Annotated in this window: 25 protein-coding genes; 16 read left to right on the top strand and 9 right to left on the bottom strand. The window is 63.0% G+C overall.

What is annotated here, in order from left to right:
• Positions 1 to 37 precede the first annotated feature (37 nt).
• Positions 38 to 952 (bottom strand): outer membrane protein, encoded by a 915-nt coding sequence (locus tag NUW51_RS06575; RefSeq protein WP_265563919.1) that lies wholly within the window; start codon positions 950 to 952, stop codon positions 38 to 40.
• 210 nt (positions 953 to 1162) lie between these two features.
• Between NUW51_RS06575 and NUW51_RS06570 the strand changes: the two genes are divergently transcribed.
• The 11 genes from NUW51_RS06570 to nadA all read left to right on the top strand — a co-directional run bounded on the left by NUW51_RS06570 (position 1163) and on the right by nadA (position 10411).
• Positions 1163 to 2500 (top strand): L,D-transpeptidase family protein, encoded by a 1338-nt coding sequence (locus NUW51_RS06570; protein ID WP_265563917.1) that lies wholly within the window; start codon positions 1163 to 1165, stop codon positions 2498 to 2500.
• Between the two features lie 89 nt (positions 2501 to 2589).
• Positions 2590 to 2916, top strand: a complete 327-nt coding sequence (locus NUW51_RS06565) for a DUF1476 domain-containing protein (protein WP_265563915.1) — start codon at positions 2590 to 2592, stop codon at positions 2914 to 2916.
• A complete protein-coding gene (locus NUW51_RS06560) occupies positions 2916 to 3149 on the top strand; it encodes a BolA/IbaG family iron-sulfur metabolism protein (protein WP_265563913.1) in 234 nt (77 codons plus the stop codon). The genes NUW51_RS06565 and NUW51_RS06560 overlap by 1 nt, the downstream gene beginning before the upstream one ends.
• Before the next feature lie 33 nt (positions 3150 to 3182).
• Entirely contained in the window at positions 3183 to 3503 is a 321-nt protein-coding gene (grxD, locus tag NUW51_RS06555) for a Grx4 family monothiol glutaredoxin (protein WP_265563911.1), read from the top strand.
• 294 nt (positions 3504 to 3797) lie between these two features.
• Positions 3798 to 5057 (top strand): glycosyltransferase, encoded by a 1260-nt coding sequence (locus NUW51_RS06550; protein WP_265563909.1) that lies wholly within the window; start codon positions 3798 to 3800, stop codon positions 5055 to 5057.
• A gap of 71 nt (positions 5058 to 5128) precedes the next feature.
• Positions 5129 to 5644: a hypothetical protein gene (locus tag NUW51_RS06545; protein WP_265563908.1), complete on the top strand. Its 516-nt coding sequence runs from the start codon at positions 5129 to 5131 to the stop codon at positions 5642 to 5644.
• Between the two features lie 104 nt (positions 5645 to 5748).
• Positions 5749 to 6123 (top strand): BlaI/MecI/CopY family transcriptional regulator, encoded by a 375-nt coding sequence (locus NUW51_RS06540; RefSeq protein WP_265563906.1) that lies wholly within the window; start codon positions 5749 to 5751, stop codon positions 6121 to 6123.
• Complete coding sequence (locus NUW51_RS06535) at positions 6120 to 7703, top strand: M56 family metallopeptidase (RefSeq protein ID WP_265563903.1); 1584 nt, start codon at positions 6120 to 6122, stop codon at positions 7701 to 7703. Before NUW51_RS06540 ends, NUW51_RS06535 begins: the two co-directional genes overlap by 4 nt.
• A gap of 97 nt (positions 7704 to 7800) precedes the next feature.
• Complete coding sequence (locus NUW51_RS06530) at positions 7801 to 8712, top strand: MBL fold metallo-hydrolase (RefSeq protein WP_407696326.1); 912 nt, start codon at positions 7801 to 7803, stop codon at positions 8710 to 8712.
• Positions 8676 to 9416: a DUF4230 domain-containing protein gene (locus tag NUW51_RS06525; RefSeq protein WP_265563901.1), complete on the top strand. Its 741-nt coding sequence runs from the start codon at positions 8676 to 8678 to the stop codon at positions 9414 to 9416. Before NUW51_RS06530 ends, NUW51_RS06525 begins: the two co-directional genes overlap by 37 nt.
• The gene (gene nadA, locus NUW51_RS06520; RefSeq protein WP_265587944.1) at positions 9416 to 10411 is read left to right on the top strand and encodes a quinolinate synthase NadA; all 996 of its coding nucleotides are present in this window, start codon (positions 9416 to 9418) and stop codon (positions 10409 to 10411) included. The genes NUW51_RS06525 and nadA overlap by 1 nt, the downstream gene beginning before the upstream one ends.
• On the opposite strand, the gene NUW51_RS06515 is transcribed toward nadA, so the two are convergent.
• The 4 genes from NUW51_RS06515 to NUW51_RS06500 form a co-directional block, all read right to left on the bottom strand.
• Positions 10408 to 11322: a hypothetical protein gene (locus NUW51_RS06515; RefSeq protein WP_265563899.1), complete on the bottom strand. Its 915-nt coding sequence runs from the start codon at positions 11320 to 11322 to the stop codon at positions 10408 to 10410. The genes nadA and NUW51_RS06515 overlap by 4 nt on opposite strands.
• Before the next feature lie 13 nt (positions 11323 to 11335).
• The gene (locus NUW51_RS06510) at positions 11336 to 12052 is read right to left on the bottom strand and encodes a L,D-transpeptidase family protein (protein ID WP_265563897.1); all 717 of its coding nucleotides are present in this window, start codon (positions 12050 to 12052) and stop codon (positions 11336 to 11338) included.
• 83 nt (positions 12053 to 12135) lie between these two features.
• The gene (locus NUW51_RS06505; protein WP_265563895.1) at positions 12136 to 12534 is read right to left on the bottom strand and encodes a DUF4112 domain-containing protein; all 399 of its coding nucleotides are present in this window, start codon (positions 12532 to 12534) and stop codon (positions 12136 to 12138) included.
• Positions 12531 to 13937: an ABC transporter substrate-binding protein gene (locus NUW51_RS06500; protein WP_265563893.1), complete on the bottom strand. Its 1407-nt coding sequence runs from the start codon at positions 13935 to 13937 to the stop codon at positions 12531 to 12533. The genes NUW51_RS06505 and NUW51_RS06500 overlap by 4 nt, the downstream gene beginning before the upstream one ends.
• 111 nt (positions 13938 to 14048) lie before the next feature.
• Here NUW51_RS06500 and NUW51_RS06495 point away from each other — a divergent pair, with 111 nt between their 5' ends.
• On the top strand, positions 14049 to 15995 hold the full coding sequence (locus NUW51_RS06495) for a transglycosylase domain-containing protein (protein WP_265563892.1): 1947 nt from the start codon (positions 14049 to 14051) through the stop codon (positions 15993 to 15995).
• Between the two features lie 185 nt (positions 15996 to 16180).
• Entirely contained in the window at positions 16181 to 16339 is a 159-nt protein-coding gene (locus NUW51_RS06490; protein ID WP_265563891.1) for a Flp family type IVb pilin, read from the top strand.
• Between the two features lie 100 nt (positions 16340 to 16439).
• On the opposite strand, the gene NUW51_RS06485 is transcribed toward NUW51_RS06490, so the two are convergent.
• The 4 genes from NUW51_RS06485 to NUW51_RS06470 all read right to left on the bottom strand — a co-directional run bounded on the left by NUW51_RS06485 (position 16440) and on the right by NUW51_RS06470 (position 21629).
• A complete protein-coding gene (locus NUW51_RS06485) occupies positions 16440 to 17462 on the bottom strand; it encodes a hypothetical protein (RefSeq protein WP_265563889.1) in 1023 nt (340 codons plus the stop codon).
• A 199-nt stretch (positions 17463 to 17661) separates the two neighbouring features.
• A complete protein-coding gene (locus NUW51_RS06480) occupies positions 17662 to 18873 on the bottom strand; it encodes a reverse transcriptase domain-containing protein (protein ID WP_265563883.1) in 1212 nt (403 codons plus the stop codon).
• A 636-nt stretch (positions 18874 to 19509) separates the two neighbouring features.
• A complete protein-coding gene (locus tag NUW51_RS06475) occupies positions 19510 to 20613 on the bottom strand; it encodes an HNH endonuclease family protein (protein WP_265563881.1) in 1104 nt (367 codons plus the stop codon).
• Complete coding sequence (locus NUW51_RS06470) at positions 20610 to 21629, bottom strand: adenine-specific methyltransferase EcoRI family protein (RefSeq protein WP_265563879.1); 1020 nt, start codon at positions 21627 to 21629, stop codon at positions 20610 to 20612. The genes NUW51_RS06475 and NUW51_RS06470 overlap by 4 nt, the downstream gene beginning before the upstream one ends.
• Before the next feature lie 337 nt (positions 21630 to 21966).
• Between NUW51_RS06470 and NUW51_RS06465 the strand changes: the two genes are divergently transcribed.
• The 3 genes from NUW51_RS06465 to NUW51_RS06455 all read left to right on the top strand — a co-directional run bounded on the left by NUW51_RS06465 (position 21967) and on the right by NUW51_RS06455 (position 24608).
• A complete protein-coding gene (locus NUW51_RS06465) occupies positions 21967 to 22557 on the top strand; it encodes a recombinase family protein (protein ID WP_265563878.1) in 591 nt (196 codons plus the stop codon).
• Positions 22463 to 23128, top strand: a complete 666-nt coding sequence (locus tag NUW51_RS12840) for a thermonuclease family protein (RefSeq protein WP_322597079.1) — start codon at positions 22463 to 22465, stop codon at positions 23126 to 23128. The genes NUW51_RS06465 and NUW51_RS12840 overlap by 95 nt, the downstream gene beginning before the upstream one ends.
• Positions 23129 to 23264: 136 nt before the next feature.
• Complete coding sequence (locus NUW51_RS06455) at positions 23265 to 24608, top strand: hypothetical protein (protein ID WP_265563875.1); 1344 nt, start codon at positions 23265 to 23267, stop codon at positions 24606 to 24608.
• Positions 24609 to 24640 lie beyond the last annotated feature (32 nt).

Genomic DNA, 24640 nt, shown 5'->3' with positions numbered 1-24640 from the left:
CCCTCCTCTTCTGGGTTCCGTGATCCGGCGCCGTCGCTCAGCCGCGTTCGGGTTCGGGCGCGGGCGGCGGTGGTGGGGGCGGCGGGGGCGGCGAGGGGCAGCTCTCGGTCGCGAGGATCACCGTGCCGTTGGGACAGGTGACGGTCGCGGCGGGCGGCGGGGGCGGCGGCGCGGGTGGAGCCGGCGGCGGCGGCGGCGGCGGCGGGGCCGAGGCGCCACCGAAGTTGACAATCAGGCTCGCCAGTACGCTGTGCGAGGAGAAATTGTCTTCGAAGTCTGTGAAGACGATGCCGTCTGGGGTGCTAACGAAATCATCGTCGGCGACCCCGATGTCGGCGGTCTGGAAATAACGATACTTCACGCCCGCATCGATCGAGGGCGACAGCGGGATGCGCGCGCCGGCGAGCAGCTGCCAGGCGAAGACGCCCTCGGCCTCGTCGAGCACGTCGACGCTGGCATAGCCGACACCGCCACCGGCGTAGAAACCGATGCCGTCGTCACCGCCAAAATCGACGAGACCGTTGATCATTCCCGACCAGACGCTGATGTCGCGGTCGGACAGGTCGAAATCGGACTCGGTCAGATTGGTGCCCGGTTCGTCGTTGAGCGGGTCGTTTACCTGCGTGTTGTAGGTGCTGACGAAGCTGTCGAAGCCCGAGAGATTGTCGATCTGGGCGTGCTTGTAGCCGCCCTCGACCTCGAGGCGAAACATGCCGAAGTCGTAGCCGAGCACGACATCAAGATCGTAGCCCATGTCGTAATCAAGCGCATAGGGGCTGCCCACGCTGATGTCGGTCAGGTCGGTATCGTCGAAGTCCGCGAACAGTAAGCCATCCTGCTCTTGCGGAAAAAGCACACCACCTTCGATCCCGAAATATCCCTGCCCGTCGCGTGCCATGGCAGGCGTCGAGAGGGCGGTCGCAGCAAGCGCCGCCAATAGCATTTTCTTCATCTTGTCCCTTTATTTCCGTAAGAGGAAATCACAGTTCAGGAACCGATGAGACTGTGTGCCGTTCCCCAAAATCCCCGCCGGGGCATGATAATGTGGCGATGGAGACACAGCTTTACGGGGAAGCGAGCTTGTGCTGCGATGGGGCGATAAACCCTTAAGGCACGAGCAATTTTTGCTGTACCATAATGAGCGTAACGAAAGATGATCGACATGCGCAAAACCCACCTTCTCACGCTTGCCACCATCTTGTGCAGTGCAGCGCCGGTCGCTGCTGCGGCGCAGGAGCTGCCCTCCGAACGGATGCGCGCAGCGACCACCGCGCAGCAGTCGCCCGACGAGGCCGTGCGCTGGTCTGGCGATGCCGATCAGGTCGCGGGCGCCGACCGGCTGATCGACCTGCTGCGTTTTGCCGATTTCGAAGGCTATAACGAGGGGCCCACCGTGGCCGCGCAGGCCGAGGCGCTGCGGGCCCGGGCGGCTGGCGGCGACGTGGCGGCGGCGAAGCAACTCTCGCAGCTGCTCGATCGCGCCTATCTCGATTATGTCACCATTCTTCAGGCGCCGGTCCTCGGCGTCGAATATGGCGACCCCTATCAGAAGCCGATGCGCTTTTCGCGCGCCGACCATGTGACGCTCCTCACGCAGGCACGGTCGCTGTCGACCCTCGTGCGCCAGAATACGGCGATGAACGTCGTCTACGAGCAACTGCGCGCCAGCGCCAAGGCCTATGGCCGCGGGCTGCCGGTCGAAAGCGCGCATGCCCTGAAAGCGACGATGGCGCGCGTGCGTGCGTTGCCCAAGCGCAACCGCTTCGTGCTGGTCGATGTCGCCAGCCAGCGGCTGTGGATGTACGACAATGGCCAGCCGGTCGACAGCATGAAGGTTGTCGTCGGCAAGAATGAGATGGTCGGCCCGGTCGACAGCCGCACCCCGCTCATCGTCTCGACGATTCACTACGCGACGCATAATCCATATTGGCACGTGCCCGACAATCTCGTGCGCAAGACTGTGGGACCCAATATCAAGCGGATGGGCGAGAGCTATATGCGCCCGCGTGGCTATGAGATCGTCGATCGCTGGGCGCTGGATGCCAATGTGGTCGATCCCAAGACCGTCGACTGGTCGACCGCTTTGCGGCCCGGCAACCTCAAGGTGCGCCAGCGCCCGGGGCCGACCAATTCGATGGGCGATTTCAAGTTCAACTTCCCCAATGCGACGGGCATCTACCTGCACGACACGCCGATGCGTGAATATTTCGGCCGCGACATGCGCGCGCTGTCGAACGGGTGCATCCGTCTCGAGGATGCCGAGCGCTTCGCGGGCTGGCTTTACAAGGGGCAGGGCGTGCCCGACATCGGCGGCACCGAATATCACCATCAGCTGCCCGAAGGGGTGGCGGTGTTCGTCACCTACCTGACCGCCGAGGCGATCGACGGCGCGCTGGCGTTCAGCCACGATGTCTATGGTCTCGACGGCGAGCCGCAGCTGGTGGAGCAGGTAGCGGAAGCCACCGCGACCGCGCTCGCCGACGAGGCGGCTTCCTTCTAGGCGAGCCCTCCATCGCATCAGCCGCATTGCGCCCGCGCCCGTGCGCCCCTATCTCGGCGGGGAACCGTCAAGATCAAGGGAAACAGGATATGGGCAATTTCGAGGATCGCGAGAAGGCGTTCGAGAACAAGTTCGCGCGCGACCAGGAAATGCAGTTCAAGGTCGCCGCGCGGCGCAACCGGCTGCTCGGTGCCTGGGCAGCCGAGAAGATGGGGCTGAGCGAGGTCGAGGCCGAGAATTACGCCAAGGAAGTCGTGCGCGCCGATTTCGAGGAAGCGGGCGACGAGGATGTCATCCGCAAGCTCTTGGGCGACCTTACCAACGCAGGCTGCGATGTCAGCGAGGCCGATATCCGCGCCGCGCTCGAGCATAAGCAGGTCGAGGCGCGCCGGCACTTCATCGAAAGCAACAGCTGATGCCGATGGCCGGGCCCGACATCGAGGCGGCGATCATCGCCGCCATTCCTGATGCGACCGTCGAGCTGACCGACCTTGCGGGCGATAACGATCATTGGGCCGCGGTCGTGACCAGCGCGAGTTTCGCCGGGATGAGCCGGGTGAAGCAGCATCAGAAGGTCTATGCCGCGCTGGGCGGACGCATTGGCGGGGAGTTGCATGCACTGCAGCTCACCACCAAATGCCCAGCGTGACCTCGATCAATATCCGCTCGTAGGAGACAGAATATGAGCGACATCAAGACGCGCATCGACGCGATGGTGAAGGACCATCCGGTCCTCCTCTTCATGAAGGGCTCGAAGCTCTTCCCGCAATGCGGCTTTTCGAGCCGCGCGGTGGCGATCCTCGATCATCTCGGCACCGAGTTCGAGACGGTCGACGTGCTCGCCGATCAGGAAATCCGGCAGGGCATCAAGGACTATTCGGACTGGCCGACCATCCCGCAGCTCTACATCGACGGCGAGTTCGTCGGTGGTTCGGACATCATGATGGAGATGTACGAGAGCGGCGAGTTGAAAGAGATGCTCGGCGACAAGGCCGGCGCCTGACGCGCCCATAGGCCGGGGGTATTGGCCCCAAAGGAAAAGGGACGGTGACGCCGGGGACCAGATCCCGTTGTCACCGTCCCTTTAGCTTTGGTTTGTGGAACCAATGTGGACGCCCGATACTTTGCACGGCGCGTGCCAGTTTTCTATAATGTCTTAAAACCGGCAAAAATGGATAAAGGCTTCGTGCGTTGTGGCGCTGGTCCGTAAAATTTTCCGACAGTCGACGGCAGGGCCGGGCTCGATAAACGCGGCTTTGCCGATTTTCTGCCCTTATTGACGTGCAAGGGGCGCGCCATGCTTGATCAATCTTCTCGTCCCGCCGGTCGCGCGCCGATGCTGTGCGACCTGACGCAAAACTATTCCGAGACCGGTGGCGGCGGGGGCAATTACCTGCGCTACAAGCGGCGTTATATCGCCGAGAAGCTCGATTGGCAGCATCTGCTCATCATCCCCGGCCCCGAGGACAAGGTGGTCGAGGAAGGGCGGCTGATCACGGCCTATGTGAAAAGCCCGACGCTGCCGCACCAGCCCAATTACCGGCTGATGCTCCGGAACAAGGCAGTGCGGGGCATTCTCGATCGCTTTCGTCCCGACGTGATCGAATCGATCGATCCGTACAATTTGCCATGGGCGGCGCTCAAATATCGCGACGAGACGCCGGGCACGGCGACGGTGGCGGGCTATCGCACCGACTTTCCCGAAGCGCACTTCTACGAAGCGGTGCACACGGTGGCGGGCAAGCGTATCGGGCGCATGGCGGCGAACCTCGGGCGACGCTATGCCAAGAAGCTCTATACCAAGTTCGACGCGGTCTATGCGCTCAACCCGATCGCGCTCCAGCAGTTTCGCGACATGGGGGTGCGCGAGCCCTTCCTGCTGCCGCAGGGGCTCGACCTCAGCCAGTTCCGCGAGGAAGAGCGCGACCCCGACTTTCGTGCCAGCCTCGGCATTGCCGACAAGGCGCCGCTGCTCGTCTATGCCGGGCGGCTCGACCGCGAGAAGCGTGTGCAGGTCGTGCTCGACGCGTTCCGCAAGCTGCCCGAAGAGATGGGCGCGCACCTTCTGGTGCTGGGCGATGGCAAATGGCGGCAGAAGCAGCTCGAGGCGGGGGTCGAGGCGGCGGTGCATATGCCGGGTTACCTGAAGGATCGCGCCGCGCTGGCGCGGGCCTATGCGTCGTCCGATATCTATGTGTCGGCCATGCCCTATGAAGTGGCGGGCAATTCGATCCTCGAGGCGCAGGCCGCGGGACTGCCGGTGGTCGGGGTCGAGGCGGGCTCGATGCCCTGCCAGGTGCCGGCCGGCACGGGCTACCTCGGGCCGGTGGATGACAGCGACGCGATGGCCGCCAATATCCAGCGCGTGTGGCGCGAGGGCGCGGCGGCGATCGGTGCGGAAGGCAAGAAACTGGTGCGCGGCAACCATAGCTGGGACCGCACTTTCGGGATGCTGTTCGGCGAGGTCTATCCGGAAGCGCTCGACCGCCGCGCCGCACGCGATGGCGAGGGTGCCAGCCACGTGCTGAGCGAACGCGCACAGGGGCAGGGCGCCTAGGCCTTTCAGGCGCGGTTCAGGGCGCTGGCGCATGATCGCGTCAGGCGCATCGAGGCGAAGGGGACGAACAAATGATCACGACCATGTTGCTGGCGATTGCATTGCAGGATGTGCCCGCACCGCCCCCGCCGCCGCCGACCCCAAAATATAAAAGTGAGGCGTCGGACGCGCCGACAATCGTGAAGCGCGAGATCCGGCGCGAGCTGGATGCCGAGGGCAATGTGCTCGAAGAAGAGACAGAGGTGACGCTGGCGGGCGAGGGGCTGGTCGCCGCGCCGTCGGCCATCCCAGAACCGGGTGACGAGTGCCCGACACGTGCCTTCGTCGCCGAGGTGCTGATGGACGGCGCGAACGGCGGGCGTCGGGTCAACCGCGTGATCCTGTGCGCCAGCGATGCCGATCCCGAGACCTATCGCACCATGCTGGAGAGCGCACAGCGGCAGATCACCATCGCCGATGACCTCAGCGCCGAGTCGCGGGTGGCGTTGCTGGCGCAGGTCGAGGCCGAACTGGCGACGCTCGACACCGAGGGCGAGGCCCCGGGCGATGAAGATGGACCCGCTGGCGAGGGCTATCGCAGCCGCTAAAACCGCCGTTCGTCGAAAATATGTCGACGAACCGTGGCTCGGGGGTTGACGGTTACGAATGTAGTCGTAATGACTACGAGCGTAATCGATCAAGGAGCCGAGTCTTGGACAAGCGCGTCAGTGAAGCCGAACTGGAAATCATGGAAGCGCTGTGGAGCGCGGCCCCGCAGGCGGTCAGCGCCGCCGAGGTCGCCGAGCGCGTGCCCGAGAGCCGCGGCTGGAGCCTGCCGACGGTCAAGACGATGCTCTCGCGCCTGACCCAGAAGGGTGCGGTGCGGCATGAGGCGGAGGGCCGCCGCTATCTCTACAGCCCCGCCATCGAACGCGATTCCTATGTCGGCAATGAAAGCCGACGCCTCGTCGATCGATTGTTCGGCGGGCGGCTGACCCCGATGATCGCGCGCCTCGCCGAGGACGAGGCGATCACCGACAGCGAAATCGCCGAAATCGAAGCGCTGCTGAAGGAGCTCAAGAAATGAGCGAATGGCTGATCGAAACGCTCGTCTGGACCAGCGCGCTGATGCTGCTCGTGCTCGCGATCCGCGGCCCCGTGGCACAGCGCTTCGGCGCGCGGGTGGCCTATGGCCTGTGGCTGTTACCCGCCGCACGCTTCTTCGTGCCGACCTTCGAGACGGTGGTCGAACGCGAGGTGGCCGCGCCGACCATCCTGCCCGCCGCCGCGGCCGGTGCGGTCAGCGGGGGACAGGAAAGCGCGCTTGCCAACGCCTATATCGTCGCTGCGATGAAGGGGGAGGCGCAGGGCACCGATGCGCTCGCGCCCGCCGTTGCCAGCATGGACTGGCCGCTGTTGCTGTTGACCCTCTGGGCGATCGGCGCGGTGGCGACGTTCCTGGTCTACCAAGGGCGTTACGTCCAGCACCGCCGCACCATCCTCGGACCTGCGACCAAGGTCGAACGGGTCGGCGGTATCGACCTCATGGTCTCGCCCGCCGCTCCGGGTCCGATGGCCTTCGGGACGATCCACCGCGTGATCGCGCTGCCGCAAAGCTATGCCGATCGCTGCACCGACACCGAGCTCGATCTCGCACTCGAGCATGAACTCTCACACCACCGCTCGGGCGATCTTTTCGCACGCCAGTTCGGTCTCTTCATCCTCTCTCTCCATTGGTTCAACCCGATCGCGTGGCGGGCCTATGCGGCCTTCCATTTCGACCAGGAAGCGGCGTGCGACGCCCGTGTCCTGGCGCGGCGCGGTCCCTCGGCAGCGGCCGATTACGGAAGGGCCATCGCCAAGTCGGCGGCGCCCCAGAAGCTGCTCTTCGCCAATGCCCGCGACACCTGTCTGAAACGGAGATTGAAGATGATGAAGAATGTCGCGCACCGCCCCTCTGGGATGCTGATTATGGCCGTGCTGGCGGCGGTAATCCTGCCTGCCACCGCGAGCCGCGCCGTTAGCGTGATCGATGTCGCCGCGCCGCCTGCCCCGCTTCCTGCTGGCGTGCCGATGGCGGCTGGCGCGCCGGTCGCGCCGGTCGCGGTCGGTGGTCTCGGCATCGCCCCGCCCGCGCCGGTGGCGCCCATCGCGCCGGTTGCGCCGGTCGCGGTATCGTCCGCCGCCGCCGCCGCGCATCCGCACGCTTATGGTATCTCGATCAACGGCGACAAGAATTATAGCGAGATGACCGCGCAAGAGCGCGCCGAGTTCGACGAGGCCATCGAGGAAATTCGCGAGGCGATCGTCGAGGTGCGCCAGGAGCGCGAGGAAGTCCGCATCGAGATGCGCCAGGAGATGGCCGAAGTCGAGATCGACATGCAAGAGATGCGCCGCGACCTTGCCGAAGCCATCCGCGATCTCGACGAGGGCATCGCCGATATCGATGCGGAAGCCGATGAATTTCGCCGCCACGGCCAGGATCCTGAAGTGATGAAGGCGGGATTGCGCGCCGCCAAGGCCTCGATCCAGGCGATGGATATCGAGGCGATCGTCGAAGCCTCGATGTCGTCTGTCGATCCGGAGGTAGTCACCAATGCCTTGAAGGGCGCAGAAGCGGGTCTTCAGTCGGCTCTTGCCGAGATGGAGGCTCGCCGGAACCGCTAGGATCCGTCCCTAAACCCCACGGGCTCCGGTAAGCAGGGGCGATTCCGACCTTCGGGTCGGGGTCGCCCCTTTTCCTTTCGGGCAAAATAGCGTGCGGGTGGTTGGCCTCCGCGCCGGGGCGTGGCACAGCGATGAGGTGGATGCTCCCTATGCCCGTCTCGAACAGCTTCGCCCCGGTGTCGGGCGGCTGCTGGCGCGCAATCCCTCGCCCTATACCTTTACCGGCACGCAGACCTATCTCCTCGGCGGCGAGGCGGAAGTGGTGGTGGTCGATCCCGGCCCCGACCTCGATGCCCATGTCTCGGCCATCGTCGAGGCGGTGGGTTCGCGGCGGCTCGTCGCGATTGCCTGTACGCATACGCATCGCGATCACTCGCCCGCCAGTCGCGCCTTGAAGGCGGCGACGGGCGCGCCGATCATCGGCTGCGCCCCGCTGGCGCTCGACGATGACGGCCCGCGCGCCGATGCGAGCTTCGACGAGGATTATGCGCCCGACCGCGTCATGGGCGATGGCGAGGCCATGGCGGTCGACGGCCATGACATGGTCGCGGTGGCAACGCCCGGCCATACGTCGAACCACCTGTGTTTCGCCTATCGCGGCGCGTTGATGACAGGGGATCATGTAATGGGCTGGTCGACCAGCGTGATCGTGCCGCCCGATGGTGACATGGGGGCGTATCTGCGCAGCCTCGACAAGCTGCGGGGGCGCGAAGTGGATGAGGTCTATTATCCCGCGCACGGCCCCGAGATCGACAGGCCGCAGCGGTTGGTCCGGCATCTCATCGGGCACCGTTTGTCGCGCGAGAAACAAATCTGGAAGGCGGTCGCGGCGGGCGACGACAGCGTCCATGACATCGTCGCCACCTGTTACCCCGGGCTCGACGAACGGTTGGTGCCGGCGGCGGGCGGATCGGTGACCGCGCATCTCATCGAACTTGCGCGCGCGGGGCGCGTTGAAGAGGTGGAGGGACGATGGAAAACACTGCTCGAACCGGACCAGGCCTCGTAAGGCCGATTCTTCTCGCTGTCCTCGCGGTGGGGGTGGCGCTGCTCGTCTTCTTTCTCGCGACGCTGTTGCTCGACCGCGCCGAGAAGGGGCCCGATCCCGAAACGGTGGTGGCGACCAGCCTCGAGGCGATGCAGGCGCAAAACCGGCTGACGCCCTTCACCGCGCGCTTCGTGTCGGTGGTGACCTCGCGCCAGCGGCGGCTGGCGGGGCTGGTGCGGGCCGAGCGCACGCTGATCCTGCCCGGCACGGCGCGCTACGAAGTGGACATGGCCAAGCTGGAGGCGGACGACCTCGAGTGGGATGCGGCGAACAACCGGCTGACGGTGACGCTGCCCGAGATCGAGATCGCGGGGCCTGAGGTCGACCTCGAGGGCGCGCGCGAATATGGCGAGGACGGGCTCCTCGGTGCGCTGACCGATGCCGAGGAACTGCTCGACAATGCCAATCGCCGCGCCGCGTTGGGCGACCTTCGCAAGCAGGCGGGCGGCGCGGTGCCGATGCGGCTGGCGCGCGAGGCGGCGCGCGAGGCGGTGGCGCGCAATTTCGAATTGCCGCTGCGCGCGGCGGGACTCGAGGGCGTGACCGTGGTGGCGCGCTTCGAGAGCGATCCTGCCCCCTCGACGGAGCAACTGGACATCTCTACCAGCTATGACGATGCCATTGCCGAGGCGCGCGCGCGTCGCTCGGCCAAAGGAGAAGAATGATGAGTGCGCCCCAGCGTCCCCCGGTCGGTGCCGACCTGCTCGCCGAAATCCAGCGGCTGAAGGAGGAGCGCAACGCGGTCATCCTCGCCCATTATTACCAGAAGCCCGAGATCCAGGACCTCGCCGATTTCGTCGGCGACAGCCTCGATCTGTCGCGCAAGGCGGCCGAGACCGATGCCGACGTCATCGCCTTCTGCGGGGTGCGCTTCATGGCCGAGACGGCCAAGATCCTGTCGCCGGAAAAGACGGTGATCCTGCCCGACATGGACGCCGGCTGCAGCCTCGAGGACAGCTGCCCGCCCGACCAGTTCAAGGCGTTTCGCGACGCGCACCCCGACCATATCGCGCTGACCTACATCAATTGCTCGGCGGAAGTGAAAGCGCTGTCGGATATCATCGTGACCTCGTCGAGCGCGCAGGCGATCCTCGACCAGATCCCGATGGACCAGAAGATCATTTTTGCCCCCGACCGGCACCTCGGCGGCTATCTCGCGCGCAAGAGCGGGCGCGACATGCTGCTGTGGCCCGGCATCTGCATCGTCCACCAGGCCTTTTCGGAGACCGAGCTGCTCAAATTGAAGGCCGAGCATCCCGGCGCGCCGGTGGCGGCGCATCCCGAATGCCCGCCGCATATCGTCGATCACGCCGACCATGTCGGCTCGACCAGCTCGATCCTCAAATTCTGTGCCGAGACCGAGGCCGACGTCGTGCTGGTCGCGACCGAGCCGCATATCATCCACCAGATGAAGAAGGCGCGGCCCGAGACCGAGTTCATCGGCGTGCCCGGGGGCGACGGCAACTGCAATTGCAATATGTGCCCCTATATGGCGCTCAACACGCTGGAGAAGCTCTATGTGGCGCTGCGCGACATGGAGCCGCGGATCGAATTGTCGGCCGAACTGATGGATGCGGCGCGAAAGCCCCTCGACCGGATGCTGGAGATGTCGGCGGACAGCGTGGGCAAGGGCGATGTCGGCAAGCCGGTGATGCGCTAGTCGGCAGTGTCGAGGCCCTGCGGTAGCGGGCGCAGATAGCCCTCGGGGGTGCGACAGGCATTGGCAACCGGACGGCTGCCTGCGGGGCAGTCGGCGGCGCTGCGCGCGGGTGGCGGCGGGGTCTGGCCGCACGGTGTCTCGATCATGCGAATGGTCATGTCCTCGGGGCCCACGGAAAGGCCGAGGCGGCAGCGCGCGACATAACGCTCGGCCGCCGCGATGGGGACGCCATAGTCCTTCGACAAGCGAATGGCGGCGGCTTCGTCGGCAGCAGCAGCAGCTGCGGCGGCGCTGCGGATCGGGGCCATGGTGGCGCGGGTCGCACCGCATTGCTCGCGCAAGGGGGTGGGAACCTCCTCGCCGTCGAGGGTCACGCCCTCACCGAACCAATAGCCTGGCTCGCCCACCCGAATGTTGTGGTTGGCGGGATTGTCGGGATTGCCGAGCGTGAGATAGCCCTCGTCGTCGCGGAACAGGATGGCGTCGGCGGGGATCATGAAAGCGCGCCGCTCGCGGCCTTCAATGTCGAGCTCGAGGCAACCACTGGCGATTTCGAGGCGACCGAACCAGAGGCGCGGAGGTAAGAGCGTGGGCGGCGGCGCGAGGGTCGGCGGCGTTTCGGAAGGTGGCGGCGGGGGCGGAGGCTCGTAGCGCACCAGCGCGGCGAAATAGGGCGCGAGGTCGGTCGGGACGAGGGGTGCGGAGGCCGCGATCGGCTCGACCCCCTTGCCCGATGAACTGCGGACGTAGGCGGAAGCGGGCGCTTCATCGAGCATGGCGAGACCCTGCGCGTTGATCGTCATCCCGGTCGTCTGATCGCCCGCGCGACCCTCGACGACCATGTCATAGGCCTCGCGACTGCGCTCGTCCGGGCCGGAACAGGCGGCCAGGGCGAGCGCGGGGAGAATCAAGAAAAATGATCGATCAGGCACCGATATAGACTGTGGTCCCGATGTCGGTCTTGGCAAACAGTTTCTCTGCGAAAGCCTTGGGCAGGCGTACGCAGCCGGCACTTGCCGGATAGCCGGGGTTGGGCCCCGCATGGAGCGCGATGCCATGTTCGTCGATGAACTGGGTATAAGGCATCGGCGTGTTCTCATAGGCTTTCGAATAATGCATCTGCTTCTTGAGCCAGACGGGGAAGATGCCCTGCGGGGTCAGCTTGTTGTCGCGCGCGGTGGTGACCGCGGCGGCGCCGACTAGCGTGTCGCCGAGATAAAAGAAGGCGAGTTGGCGCTCGATCGAGACGATGACGCTGGGCGTTCCCGAGGCGCCCTTGGCGTCCCATTTGAAGCGGTTGGGCGAAATCCGGTCGACCCCGAAGCGATCCTGCATATCGGCGTAGGCCTGCACGGCCCGCTTGGCGGCCTCGGCACGCGCGGCATAGCCTTCGAGCGTGTTGGTACCGCCCGCGATGTCGCCGCTGAGCGTGATGTCGGCGGTCGAATATTCATAGGTGACGCCGTTGTAGGTGTACGTGCGCTCGGGGCTGGCGGCATCGGTGGCAAAGGCGGCAAAGGTACCGGTCGCGCTGGCGGTGCTGGATGCGCCAGTCGCGCTGCTGTTGATGGTCATGCTGGCTGGGGCCGGGCTCGTCAGGGCGAGCGCCGCGGTCGCCAGCGAAAGGGCTAGCGTCTTCATAATCTTGGCCTTTTTCAATCGAACTCTTGCTCGATCAAACCCTGTATAGAGGCCAAGTTCCTTGAGTTACGGAGCCGTAACGCTCAACCGATGTCGGGTTGCGCCGGGTGATGCTTGTCGAGGTGGTGGCGGATGATCCGCAGGTTGCGGCTGTTCGACCGGAAGAAGAAATCGGGGATCACGCCGATAACCGGAATGGCGCCGAGGCCCATGTCGAGGAGGGTGTTCAGGTTCATGCGCGCCATCTGCCATTTCGACAGGCCGAGGTTGCGCGCCTCCCACACGAGATAGCTCCCCAGCGCGGCGCCCGAGATCGTGCCGACCCCGGGGATGAAGGTGAGGAGGGCATCGAGGCCGATGGGCTTGTCGATGCCGGGCACGGTGAACAGGCGCTCGAGGAGGTGCTCCAGCCGCTCGACGCGGGCGCGCACGGCATGGGGCTCCTTCGACAGGCGGGCCCGGTCGTAGAGATCGTTCTTCATCGCCGTCTCCTTTTCTCGCGCAGGCCGCCGACGAAATGGCGGGCGAAGCGGTTTTCGGCAAAGCCGGTGAGGTCGGGGGCGACAAGCGACCAACGCACCGGCGCGGCAAGCGGGATGAACAGCTGCTGTTCCTCGATCCGGGCCGATGCCTCGCGCAGCAGTTCGTTGCGGCGGGCGGTAGCGGTGCTGGTTCGTGCTTCGTCAAGCAGGGTATCGACGGCGGGATCGCAGGCGATCGCGCGCGCGCAGGTGAAGCGACGCAGGAACCAGCTGGTGCTGGCCGCCGGCGCGACCTCGTCGATCAGCGCGAAATCGGCACTGGTGCCGGCGGCGGCGCGGACCGGGACGAGCCCTACCGCCCCCCAATCGGCGACGAGGCGGGTGAATAGGATGTCGGCGCCGGGCCCCGACGGCAGTTCGACGGCAATCTCCGCGCCCACCAGCCCGGCATCGTCAAGCCGGTCGCGGACCAGCGCGCGGCGCTCATCCAATGGCATGTCGACGAAGGCGGGCGGACGAGGGCGCACCTGCATGTCGAGCCCGGCCTGGAGGACGGTGGCACGGGGCAGGAGGCTGCGCACGCCAAGCGCAGCCACCAGCGCGTCGCGGTCGATCGCCGCCGATAGCGCGCGGCGGATCTCGGGGGTGGCGAAGGCGCCCTCGGCCTCGAGCGGGGCGAGGCCGAACAGGCCGGCGACGGGGTCGAAGCGCGGCGCGGCGAAGGGGCCGGTGGCGTCTTGGGCATAGGGCAGGGTGGCGAAGGTGCCGCCAGTGACGAGATCGGCCTCGCCCTCGCCAAAGGCCTTGACGGCGACTTGCGGGGCGCGGGTCTGCAGCAGCACGCGTTCCTCGACGAGGTCGCCGCGCGGCGTCTCGACGAGGCGGCCGATGCGCGCGCCCGCGGTCCCGTCGGAGGGCAGCGGCGTGAAGGGGCCGGTGCCCGCGCGCTGGGTGCCGATGGCGAGCTCGGGACGGGCGAGGAGTTGGAGAAAATGCTGCTGCGGGGCGGTGAGTCGAATCTCGATGACCCGGTCGGTCATCGCACGCACGTCGGCCACGGCGCCGAATTCGTCGGCCCAGCGCGGATCGGCGATCCGTTCGGACAGGAGGCGGACGACATCGGGCGCGGCAACCGGTTCGCCGTCGCGCCATTCGGCATCGGCAAGGCGGAAGATATAGCTGCGCGCGTCATCGGAGACGTGCCAGCTGGCCGCGAGCCCCTGTTCGATCTCGCCCGCCGCATCGAAGCGCACCAGCCCCTGCGCCAGCGCGGCATCGAGCATGCGCTGGGCGACCTCCTCGTCGATGACCATGACCCGCACCTCGTCGTCGCTCGCGCGCCCGCAGGCGGCGGCGGCCAGCGCGAGCGCGGCGAGGAGGAAAGGACGGGCGCGGCGGATCATCGGGGCTCCTATGAAGGTTTCACCCACGGTTCAGCAAGCGGATGCTGGCATGGACATGGGTGTCATATATCTATAAGACAGTGGAATGATCCAGACAAGGTTGGTGTATTGATGGCCGAACGCGACCAAGGGCCTTTCGATCCTGTCGCGATGCCGGGTGGAGACGCTGGCGACCTGCCGCCGGTCGCCCCGCCGCGCCGGCCGCGCCGCCGGTGGTGGCGCTGGGCGCTGACAGCGCTGTCGGCGCTGTTCGTCGCGCTCGTCGTCTGGTTGGTCATCACCGCGCCGCTGGGACGCAGCCTCGAGCCCCTCGAGGAGCCCGCGATGCTGTTCGTCTCCGCCGATGGCGAAGCGATCGCGCGGCGCGGGGCGATCAAGGACGAGCCGGTCGATGTCACCTTGTTGCCCGCGCATGTCACCAACGCCTTCATCGCCATCGAGGACCGGCGCTTTTATTCGCACTGGGGTGTCGATCCGCGCGGCGTGGCGCGCGCCGCCATCGCCAATGCGCAGGCGGGCGGGGTGCGGCAGGGCGGATCGACCATCACCCAGCAGCTGGCCAAGACCGCTTTCCTCGATGGCGAACGGACGATGACGCGCAAGGCGCGCGAGGCGATCATCTCCTTGTGGCTCGAGGCCTGGCTGACCAAGGACGACATCCTGTCGCGCTATCTGTCGAGCATCTATTTCGGCGACGGCGTCTATGGCTTGCGCAGCGCGGCGCGGCATTATTTCGACCGCGCGCCCGAGGAATTGAGCGTGGCCGAGGCGGCGATGCTGGCGGGGATGGTCAAGGCGCCCTCGCGGCTTGCCCCGACGCGCGACCTCAAGGGGGCGCAGGAGCGCAGCCGCATCGTGCTGCAGGAAATGGCGGACATGGGCGCGATCACGCAGGCGGAGGCGAGCGCCACGGCGTCGGCCCAATTGCGAGGACGCCGGGCGCGGCTTCCGACCGGTACCTATTTCGCCGATTGGGTGGCGCCCCGCGCGCGGCGCAGCATGGAGGCGGGCTATGGCGTGACGAGCGTGCCGACCACGCTCGATGCCGACCTCCAGCGGATCGCGGTGCAGGCGACGATCAACGCCAATTTGGGCGATCGGCAGGTCGGCTTCGTGGCGATGCGCCCGACAGGCGAGGTGGTCGCGCTGATCGGCGGGCGCAGCTACAAGAAGAGCCCGTTCAATCGCGCGACGCAGGCCAGGCGCCAGCCGGGCAGTGCCTTCAAGCTCGCCGTCTATCTTGCCGCCTTTCGGGCCGGCTGGGATCCCGACGACCTGATCGAGGATGTGCCCATTACGGTCGACGGCTGGAGCCCGCAGAACAGCGATGGTCGTTATCGCGGGCGCATCACCCTGCGCGAGGCGTTTTCGCGCTCGTCCAATGCGGCGACGGTGCGCTTGGCGCAGCAGGTGGGGCGCGAACCGATCGTGCGCACCGCGCGCGAGCTCGGCATCACCGCCGACATCCCCGAGGGGCCGAGCTATGCGCTGGGCACGGGCGGCGTGCCGCTGATCGAGATGACGGCGGCCTATGCGGCGATCGCCAGTGGCACCTATCCGATCGAGGTGTCGGGACTGGCGGCGGAAAGCCCGAGCCGCAATTCGAGCATCATCCGTTCGGCCGCCCGGCTCGACCCAAGGCAGGAATGGGAGCCGATGCTCGACCTTCTCTATGCGGCGGCGAACCAAGGGACGGGTCGGCGCGCGGCGCTGTCCAATGTGCCGACCTTCGGCAAGACCGGCACGACGCAGGACAATCGCGATGCCATCTTCATCGGCTTCGCCGGCAATCTCGTGGTCGGCGTGTGGGTCGGGCATGACGATGATCGCAGCCTCGGCAATGTGTCGGGCGGTACGGTACCCGCCGCGATCTTCAAGGACTTCATGCGCCGCGCGATTCAGGTCGACGGCACGCAGGGGCCGCGGCTGCCGCGCGACTTCCGCCCCCGCCGAGCGCCCGAGCGACCGCGCCTTCCCGACCCCGACAATTGGCGAGAGGATCGCGGCATCTTGCGCGATATCGCACGGGAAATAGAGGACTTTTTGGACCGGATTTAGACTTTTATCTCGGTTTTCCGCCGAAAACCCGATTGAATGGTTAACAAGAAAATACCGGGGACCTTAAGTCTTTCTCAACCCCTTTGGCGCTATTCCGACTGTACCGGACACGGGATTTTGTCCCGAGGTCGGCGGACACTGGGGGATGTCCCCCGCGAATTTGTGGAACTAACTGGAGACCAGTCATGACCAAGATTTTCTCGATGCTGAAGAACGACAAGGGTGCCACCGCGATTGAATACGGCCTGATCGCCGCTCTCATCGCCGTCGCCGCGATTGCCGCGATGACCTCGATCGGTAACGAGCTCGGCTCGACCTTCAACGACGTTGCCAACGAGCTCTAAGCTCTAGCAGCATTGTTGCAAAGTTTGGGGCGGTTCCTTCGGGAGCCGCCCCTTTCTTTTGTGATCTCGGCTCCTCTCCTGGGGCGTCTACGAATTGGCGTTAACCGCTTTGATGGCGTCGGGCGATGAAGGCGGCGCGTTCGCGGACCGACGGGCTGGGATCGTTAGCAAGCCGTGCGGCGATGGCGAGCCCCGTAGCGGCATCGACCTGATATCGGATCACGGCATCCAGCGCTTCGCGTCGCAGCAGCACGGAACGATCGCTCGCAGCGGCGTGAACGAGCGGCCCGGCGTCAATGGCAATCGTGAGCGGTCGTGCTTCGAAGCGTCGCACGCGGCGCTGTTCACGCATCGAGACGCCTGCCCATTCATATGCCCATCCGACCGGCCACCTTGCCTCGCCGGCAAGCATGGTGCGCAAGGCGAGCGCGCGAAGGGCGGGCGTCTTTGCATCTGATGCTAGGCGCTCAAGCTGACAGTCGATGGCCGGGTAGCGCAAGCTGTTCGACAACAGCCGTGCGGCAGGGCCAGTGGTCGCTCGCTCGAGCCGCTGTGCCAATGCGGCCATGACATCCTCGCGGCCCAACGCGGCGTCAAGAGGTCCACGTTCGGAACGCCATCGCGACCAGGCGTGGAAGCGCAGCAGCAAAGTCTCGGCAGCAATGGCGATCGCTGTCGCATCGGTCCTTGGCAATACGCGACAAGCGGCATCACGGGCCGCCCGCCGCACTTCCGGCACCCAGTCGTTAAGCCGATAAGCCAGTAGCGTAACGACGAAGGGGCTGGGAAGACCGTCGACCAGTCGTTGAAGGGCGATTTCGCGCAAACGTCCGTCGCGATGCAGCAGGAACGGTGTCGCGAGGCCGGGTGCCTCCATGATCTGTTCCTTGTGGCGTGTCGCAATGCGATAGGGCTTGCCGAACCAGTTCGCGCGCTTCCAGCGGTGGAACAGGCGGGCGGCGTCGATGATGTGAGGCGCGAGGCGGACAAACTCGCCGGGGGGAATCCGGTCAAGCGCCGAAAGCGCAGGTGGCAGCGTCTCGGCGACAGTGAGATTGTTGAAAAGCCTGTCGCCTAATGCCCGCAGCGGGGCTTCGACGGATGGTGGCAGGGGATCGCTCATGAGACACATCAAGGAGGTTCGCTGGCACCAACGCAAACGAAAAAGGCGCCGCTTGCGCGACGCCTGATTTCGTATCCTTGGAAGGATGGTGGAGCCGAGGGGGATCGAACCCCTGACCTCTACACCATTGAAACAAAAAGCTTTTTCTCAAGCGGAGTTAACTATTGGGACACCCGTTTGTAGCACTTTTTCGGACTCGTCAATCGATTGCCGACACGCCTAAGGCTTTCGCCCGCAATCCACTTGGACAGCCCCTAAGCTGGCGCTCCATGAAGTGCTCGAAATCGGCAATCCGCCCTTGCGTCCACTTGTCGAGGGCCTGAAAAACTTCGGGGGAGTTGGAGCTCTTGAAAGACCCCTTCCACCCCATAAGTGTGTTGTTGATAGCGACGATTGTAGGCGCAAAAGCTCGGTCTGTATGTTTGAGTGGGCGAGATGCAACCACCTTTCGGATGGTGGCCTGCCCCTCCCGAATAAGCCGCTCGATCCTCGCCTTCAGTTTTTCTTGCGCTTCGGGGGATGGGGGATAGCTGGAAGGCTCTAACTTATAGCCAAGGAATGTCTGGCTTCCATCGATGGGACCGATGAAGGCTTTGCTACTGTCGTTGGATGGGTCGTAGATGTCCATCCCGAGCTGTCGAAGAAGCTGCCCAGCAGCATCCATGCCTTTCCTTACATTGCTAAACTTTTTTCCGAGCAAGACGAAGTCGTCAATATAGCGGATGCATATCAGACCGCGCTGGTTCATTTCGTGATCGAAGTCACGCAGTACAATGTTGCCAGCTAGGGCAGACAGTGGGCTGCCTTGCGCCACACCGCCAGGGCCTAACGGGAAGAGCGCCAGATCGTCCTCGCTAAGGTCGGCGGCGTTTCTGAGTTCAATCGTAAGAGCCCGCTCAATCAGGCCGATAAACTTCTCATCAAAAATCTCACGGCTTAGGAATGCAAGAACATCGGCTTTCGGGATCTTCGTGAAGAAGCTTTTGATGTCAGACCCGGCAGCAAAACGGTATCCCTCGTGCCATGCGTCGTCGATAAGACCTATCGCCATATCGACGCCGCGACCCGGTATCCCACCCACCGATGTAGGCGTTTCCAATATGGTTTGGATCGATGGAAGCGCGCTTGCAGTCTGCAATGTGTCGAGGATCGCGCGTTGAACGATGCGGTCCTCTAACGGTGCGACGACGACTGGTCGCTTCCCTGCCTTTCCCTCTCCTTTTGGCGGCGTCGCACCATAAGCAGGAGCGAACTTGTAGCCTTTCCGCAATCGAGATTGGAGCTTCTTGAGGTTGGATGGCAAAGATTGGCCGAAGGTCTTTGCCTTCTCCTTTGTACCCCTCGTCTGAGAGGTCTCCGCATTCCTGCGTATCTCATGCCATGCCGCTAAGAGCGTGCTGGTTTCCCGCACTCGGTAGTGAAGCGACTTACTAGCTGAGGGGCCTGCCGACAAAGTTACCCCCGGCTAAGTAGGCCGTGGCCCAGCAACGAGAGTTGCCGAAGCCTCGACTTGCCACGCGAAGCGCAGTGCCTCGCGATCACCCCCGCCGCTCTGACCTGCACCCATGATGGGCCAAGCGAGCATAAGGGACAACACCATGACCAAGATCCATTGCTGGCGAAGCCAGCTACTCCTCAAAGTCATGTTTCCGCAACCGCTCATGGCAATCCTCCCTCTAAGCTTAGCAGCTTTTTAGGCGCGTCAAGCCCTTGCGCGGCCTTCGCCCTCGACCGAGAATAATGTTCGGAGCGTGTCTGGCAGGCCGCCTCTAGCGGAACACCACGCTCGCACATCTCAGCCGGGGAGTGCGGGCCTCCCGCAGGCCGTGGCCCAGCAACGAGAGTTGCCGAAGCCTCGACTTGCCACGCGAAGCGCAGTGCCTCGCGATCACCCCCGCCGCTCTGACCTGCACCCATCATGGGCCAAGCGAGCATAAGGGGATAGGTTGCGAGGTAAATGTAGCGATTAGTTGATTTGGCGCAAAGCCCGGTCAGTGAGTTATCCACACAAAATCTTGTGGCCGGGCCGTCTTCGGGGCTCGGGGTGCTATCTCCCGCCTTTTCTCCTGTTATCCTCTTGGCAAAGCATTTGGCAGTTTTCAGGGACGGTCCGACCTCCAGAGTGCCATGGATCGATGTGGTCTGCTTCCATTTGCTCAAACTCGAACTTCTTCCCGCACTCGACACATACACCCTTCTGCCGTTCATACGCTGCGCGGCGCATGGCGGGGGTGAACGCCCTAAGGTTCAAGTGTTTCTCTTTTCCGTCCAAGACATAGCTATAGATGCCCTTCTTATTTTGAACATCGTCATCGGCCATCAGTTTGCTAACGTGGGCTTCTAGCCCGTCCGAATCCAGCGCGGCATCCTTGAACTCGTTAAACAGAAAGCCCCAAGGCACCCCTTTCATCACCGATCGGTAGTGCGGGAAGGTGGCTTTAACCCATGAAATCACGGACTCAAAATAAAGTCTCAGCGCGTTAGCATTGGGGTCGTGCTGGTGCTTGCCCATGTACTCGTCGATCTTGCCCTCTGTCATCCATTTGAGCGTGGTTTCGAGGTAGTCTTGGCGGATTGCTGAGCCTGACAGGTAGTCTCCCCCCATCGAATGAGCGGGGCAGAGCGACTTACTAAAGTATGGTTTGGCGGATGAGACCCAAGGGCCAGAATACACAGCGTTCCTAAGCTCCTGAGCCGTGAGCTCCTCCCCTGAAATGTTGATGGTCTTAAACCATTCGAGTTTTTCGCTGTGCGTGCCCGAGCAGAGATAAACCATGAGGGAATAGTCTAGGATCTGCTGCTTCTCGTCCTCTTGCAGATTATGGAAATAGCGGAGTTGCTCAGTGCCACCTATCTGTACCGCGAAATCGCCCTCGATGAACTGGCAGATAGAAATGGTTCTCTGCTGCCCATCGATAATCTCGTAGCCCTTATCGTCGTCGCGAACTGACCAATACATCACGTTGAGAGGGTAGCCTTGAGACAGCGTATCTATGACGGCATCGCGCTGGGCGTCCTTGTATACGAACTCGCGCTGATATGGCGGGCGAACGTCAAGCTTGCCGCCGAATGCCACGACGCCAAGCTCTTGGTTGTCCCGGTAGCCCTCCGCCAACTCCCGGACGGTGATCTCTTTGAGCTCGATCTTCATAGCTTCTTGTTCCTAATTACCACGCGGTCATACATGCGCTTAAACTCGCCGTTGCCGCGATCGATGTAGAAGCGTCCTGACCCCTTAGCTCCCGGCACCACGTCCGACATCGGCTTAGCCAGTGTTCCGCTGAAACCAACGATTTCAAACTGATCGGGAGACAGCTTGGACAATGCAGTTATAGGCAGGCCCATAAGTCCCGCGTAATCTCGGGGAATGTCCCTATACCGCCCGACCTCGATAGCATCGAAGTTCACGTATGACGGATATGCTTCGGGGTCATACTCTCGGAACAAGATGAGTTCTTCATGGCGCTTTGCAAAGTCGAGATTGGTGTACCAGCAACCCGTCCCAAGGCTGCGCCATTTCTGCCCGTCTTCGTCGATCCAAAACCTTGTTTCTCTGGGTTCGTAATAGTCAGGCACCTTGAAGGACATGTCGCCGCTATAGTTCCCCTGCCACAGCTTGCCTTCCGTAATGAGGCTAGCAATCTCGTTCGTGGCTACCTGGTTCTGATTGCCAAGGATGATGAAGTCCTTCTCGTACTCTATGAGTTGTGCGACAAACTCCCGGAACAGCGAGAAGGGCGGATTGGTGACGACAATGTCGGCTTCTTCCAAAAGTGCGATTGCCTCGGGGCTTCGGAAGTCACCATCGCCTGTAAGAGCGCTCACGCCGATTTCTTCGATGTCCGGCAGCATGTTGCCATCAAGGTCGCCGGAGTATTCGAGCATGACCGCTGAATCTGAATCGTTTTCGCTGAAAAGGTTTAAGTCGCGGCTACGATAGCAAGTGGTGATGAGCTTCTTGAGACCCAACTTTTCAAAGTTGTAAGAGAAATAGTGAAAGAAGTTAGAGACGCGGGGGTCGTCGCAGTTGCAGTAGACGACTTTGCCTTTGAAATGGTGCCGGTAGTGTTTGAGCTCTTTCTCAATGTCCGAAAGCTGCGTGTAAAACTCATCCTCCTTAGCCTTCTTGGCATCGGTGAGGCTCTTGTTTGAGTTGTTGCTTGGCATGGAAAGTTACGCCCCTTCGGCTTACCGCGTATTTTGCGGGCCCAATACTTGGAAATGCTCGCCACCTTATTCCCTTCAATCCGGAGGGCTGCAAGAGGGTCGCGCCAGAACTGCCATAACTCCCGCACTCCACGGCTAGATTTTTTCATCCTCATCTGAAGCGGGACCTCAGACAAGATGCGCTTACATTTTCCCCCATACCCCTACCCGGCTGCCCTCGTTGGTAACGAAAACGACCGTTTAAGATACACCGACGAAGGGCGTATCGAAATATAGGTTGACAGGAGTTCCGATACAGAAATAGATACGAGCCACCCTTTCGATACAGGAGGCCGTAGTGGGGCGAACATTTGCTTATTGCCGGGTCAGTACACAGGACCAGACAACCGAAAATCAAATGCGAGAGATCGCGGGCGCTGGTTTCAACGTCGAGGGGCGGCGGGTTATATCCGAAACCGTGTCCGGCTCCGTAGCCGCAGCAGAGCGTCCGGGGTTTGCAAAGCTTACCGACAAGCTGGAGGCCGGCGACATTCTCGTAGTCACGAAGCTGGATCGCCTAGGCCGAAACGCCATGGATGTGAGAGCCACGGTTGAGGCGCTAGCAGGGGAGGGGGTGCGCGTGCATTGCCTCGCGCTTGGGGGGATGGACCTGTCTAGCGCAGCCGGAAAAATGACGATGGGCGTCATCAATGCGGTGGCGGAGTTTGAGCGCGACCTGCTCATCGAACGAACGCAGGCTGGACTTGATCGCGCAAAGGCTGCTGGAAAGCGCCTAGGAAGGCCGCCAGCGCTGACCGAGAAGGCGCAGCAGGAAATCATCCAGAAACGTCTGGATGGCGCTTCATTGGGCGCTCTGGCGAAGGAATACGGCGTATCACGTTCTGCGATCCAGCGGGTCGAAAAGCGGCGGGTTGAGAGGGCTGTTTAGGATGTCGCGAAAGCGGACCGGAAATGTCGTGCGGGTCCAGTTTGGAAAGAGCCGAAGGGAGCGTGGTCGTTCCATCTCTTCACGCAAGAAAGGAAGCGGTTGGATGCGCTACGTACCCCTTTGGCTTGGCGCGGCGCTAGTTGGTAGCGCGTACGGTTTAGGCTGGTTCGAGACAGGTGCGGGACTATCGCAGATTGAAACGCCTCCTGCGCGGTCGCACGACCAGCGACTAGCCTTTGGCCTCTGTCACACGGGCGGCGGTCGAAACTGTGTGGTCGATGGTGACACCATTTGGATGCGAGGGGAAAACATTCGCCTTGCAAACATCGATGCACCAGAAACCCATTCGCCGCGCTGCTCCCGTGAGAAAGAGTTGGGCGACCGAGCTACTCGGCGCTTACATCAACTCGTCAATGGCGGCGCTGTAAGCCTACGGTCGATCGATAGGGATCAGGATCGATATGGACGCAGCCTGCGCATCGTGCTTGTCGATGGCGAGGATGTCGGTGCCACTCTCGTACGAGAAGGTCTGGCGCGCTGGTATGCCGGGGGTAAGCGCCCATGGTACTAAGCGGGCGACCCAATGAGCCGCCCGCCGTCAGCTTCGACACGCCGTACTAGAGATTTATCGATTGCATCATTGCATCGCAATCGAGATGAAGCGCCCCCACTCGACGACCTCAGAATGAAAATGCGACGCGCGCCCCATGGTTGAAACAACCTCCGACGATGACGGCAACCTTAGAAACGATACACGCCGTCTCGAGCTCGAAAACTCTTTCCCGCTAGATCCCGCTCGCCGCTTGAGAGGGGGGGCAGGAGAGGCGTTGCTTGAGTGGGCCTTGGGACTGGTCGAAGAAGGCGAGCAACGACAACGCAAGCTCAATAGGCGGGCGGCAGCTAGCCGCTCAGATACCGTCTCTGCGCTTCTCGCGAATCTCGCAGCAGCGGCACTCAACCGAGTTGATGACAGCCGATATGCGGCGGTACCATTCAACCGTAACGCCTACAGCCAGTCGCCACTGAGCTATCCAGCTATGGTGTTGGCGCGAGACAAGCTCTTGGCGGTGGCACTGATTGACTACCAAGAGGGGTTTTTCCGCGACCACCCTATTGATTTCGAAATGTTCGGTTTCAGCCGCACATCCCGCATGCGAGCGATGCCCACATTCAGGGAGAAGCTGACCGAGCTCGGGGTGAAGCACCGCCATATCTATCGCCTTGCCGATAGGACCATTCGCCTTAAGGCATCGAAAGCCGACGCTGGGCCAGAGCCGAAAGAAGTCAAGGAAAGCCGCGAGGTTTTGCATCGGCTCAACGCAAAGCTCGACGCCTGCAAGATTTCTCTGCCCGAAGATAGCTGGGATCGGTTGAGGGCAAAGCGCCTTGCGCGGATAGCGCGCAAACCAAGCGAAGTGGAATGGAAGGGGGCTGTCCTCGGCGATGACAGCGCCAAATCACTTTACCGCGTGTTTAATGGAGAGTGGAACCGAGGGGGTCGCCTTTATGGCGGCTGGTGGATGTGCCTTGATAAAGAGGAGCGTCCAAACCTCACCATCGATGGCGAACCAGTCGTCGAACTGGATTTCAGTGCCCTCCACCCGTCCATCCTATTCAACGTGATTGAACAGCCGTTCGAGGGCGACCCCTACTTTTTGCCTCCATACAGCCGCGAGCTATGCAAAGAGACGCTGCAACGCCTATTGAACCGATCAGTTAAACAAGGTGGGTCAGAGATCAAGCGTGCCCAAAAGAACCACCCTCCTGAGGGGGTCGCTTTCGCAACCTTCTTGGCGGATTACATCGCTTACCTGTCACCGCTGGTTAAGCACTTTGGGAAGGGGCTGGGGCTTGTCTTGCAACGTGCCGACAGCGAACTTGCCCTAGATGTTTTAAAGAGACTGGATGCGCAGGGGATTGTGGCCTTGCCCGTACACGATAGTTTCATTGTGGGGACCTCTCACGAACAGGCCCTTTTTAACGCTATGCAGGCATCCTTTAAGGACATGTTCGGAGGAGCGCCGGAGATAAAAAGGACGCCACCAAAATAAGTGATGGGGGGCGCTCCCATGTACCATAACTA

Origin of the sequence: Sphingomicrobium arenosum (assembly GCF_026157085.1) — a bacterium.
In the GTDB taxonomy this organism is placed as follows: Bacteria; Pseudomonadota; Alphaproteobacteria; order Sphingomonadales; family Sphingomonadaceae; genus Sphingomicrobium; species Sphingomicrobium arenosum.
Note: the sequence above shows the minus strand (reverse complement) of the source record. Positions and strands in the feature narration are given on the sequence as shown.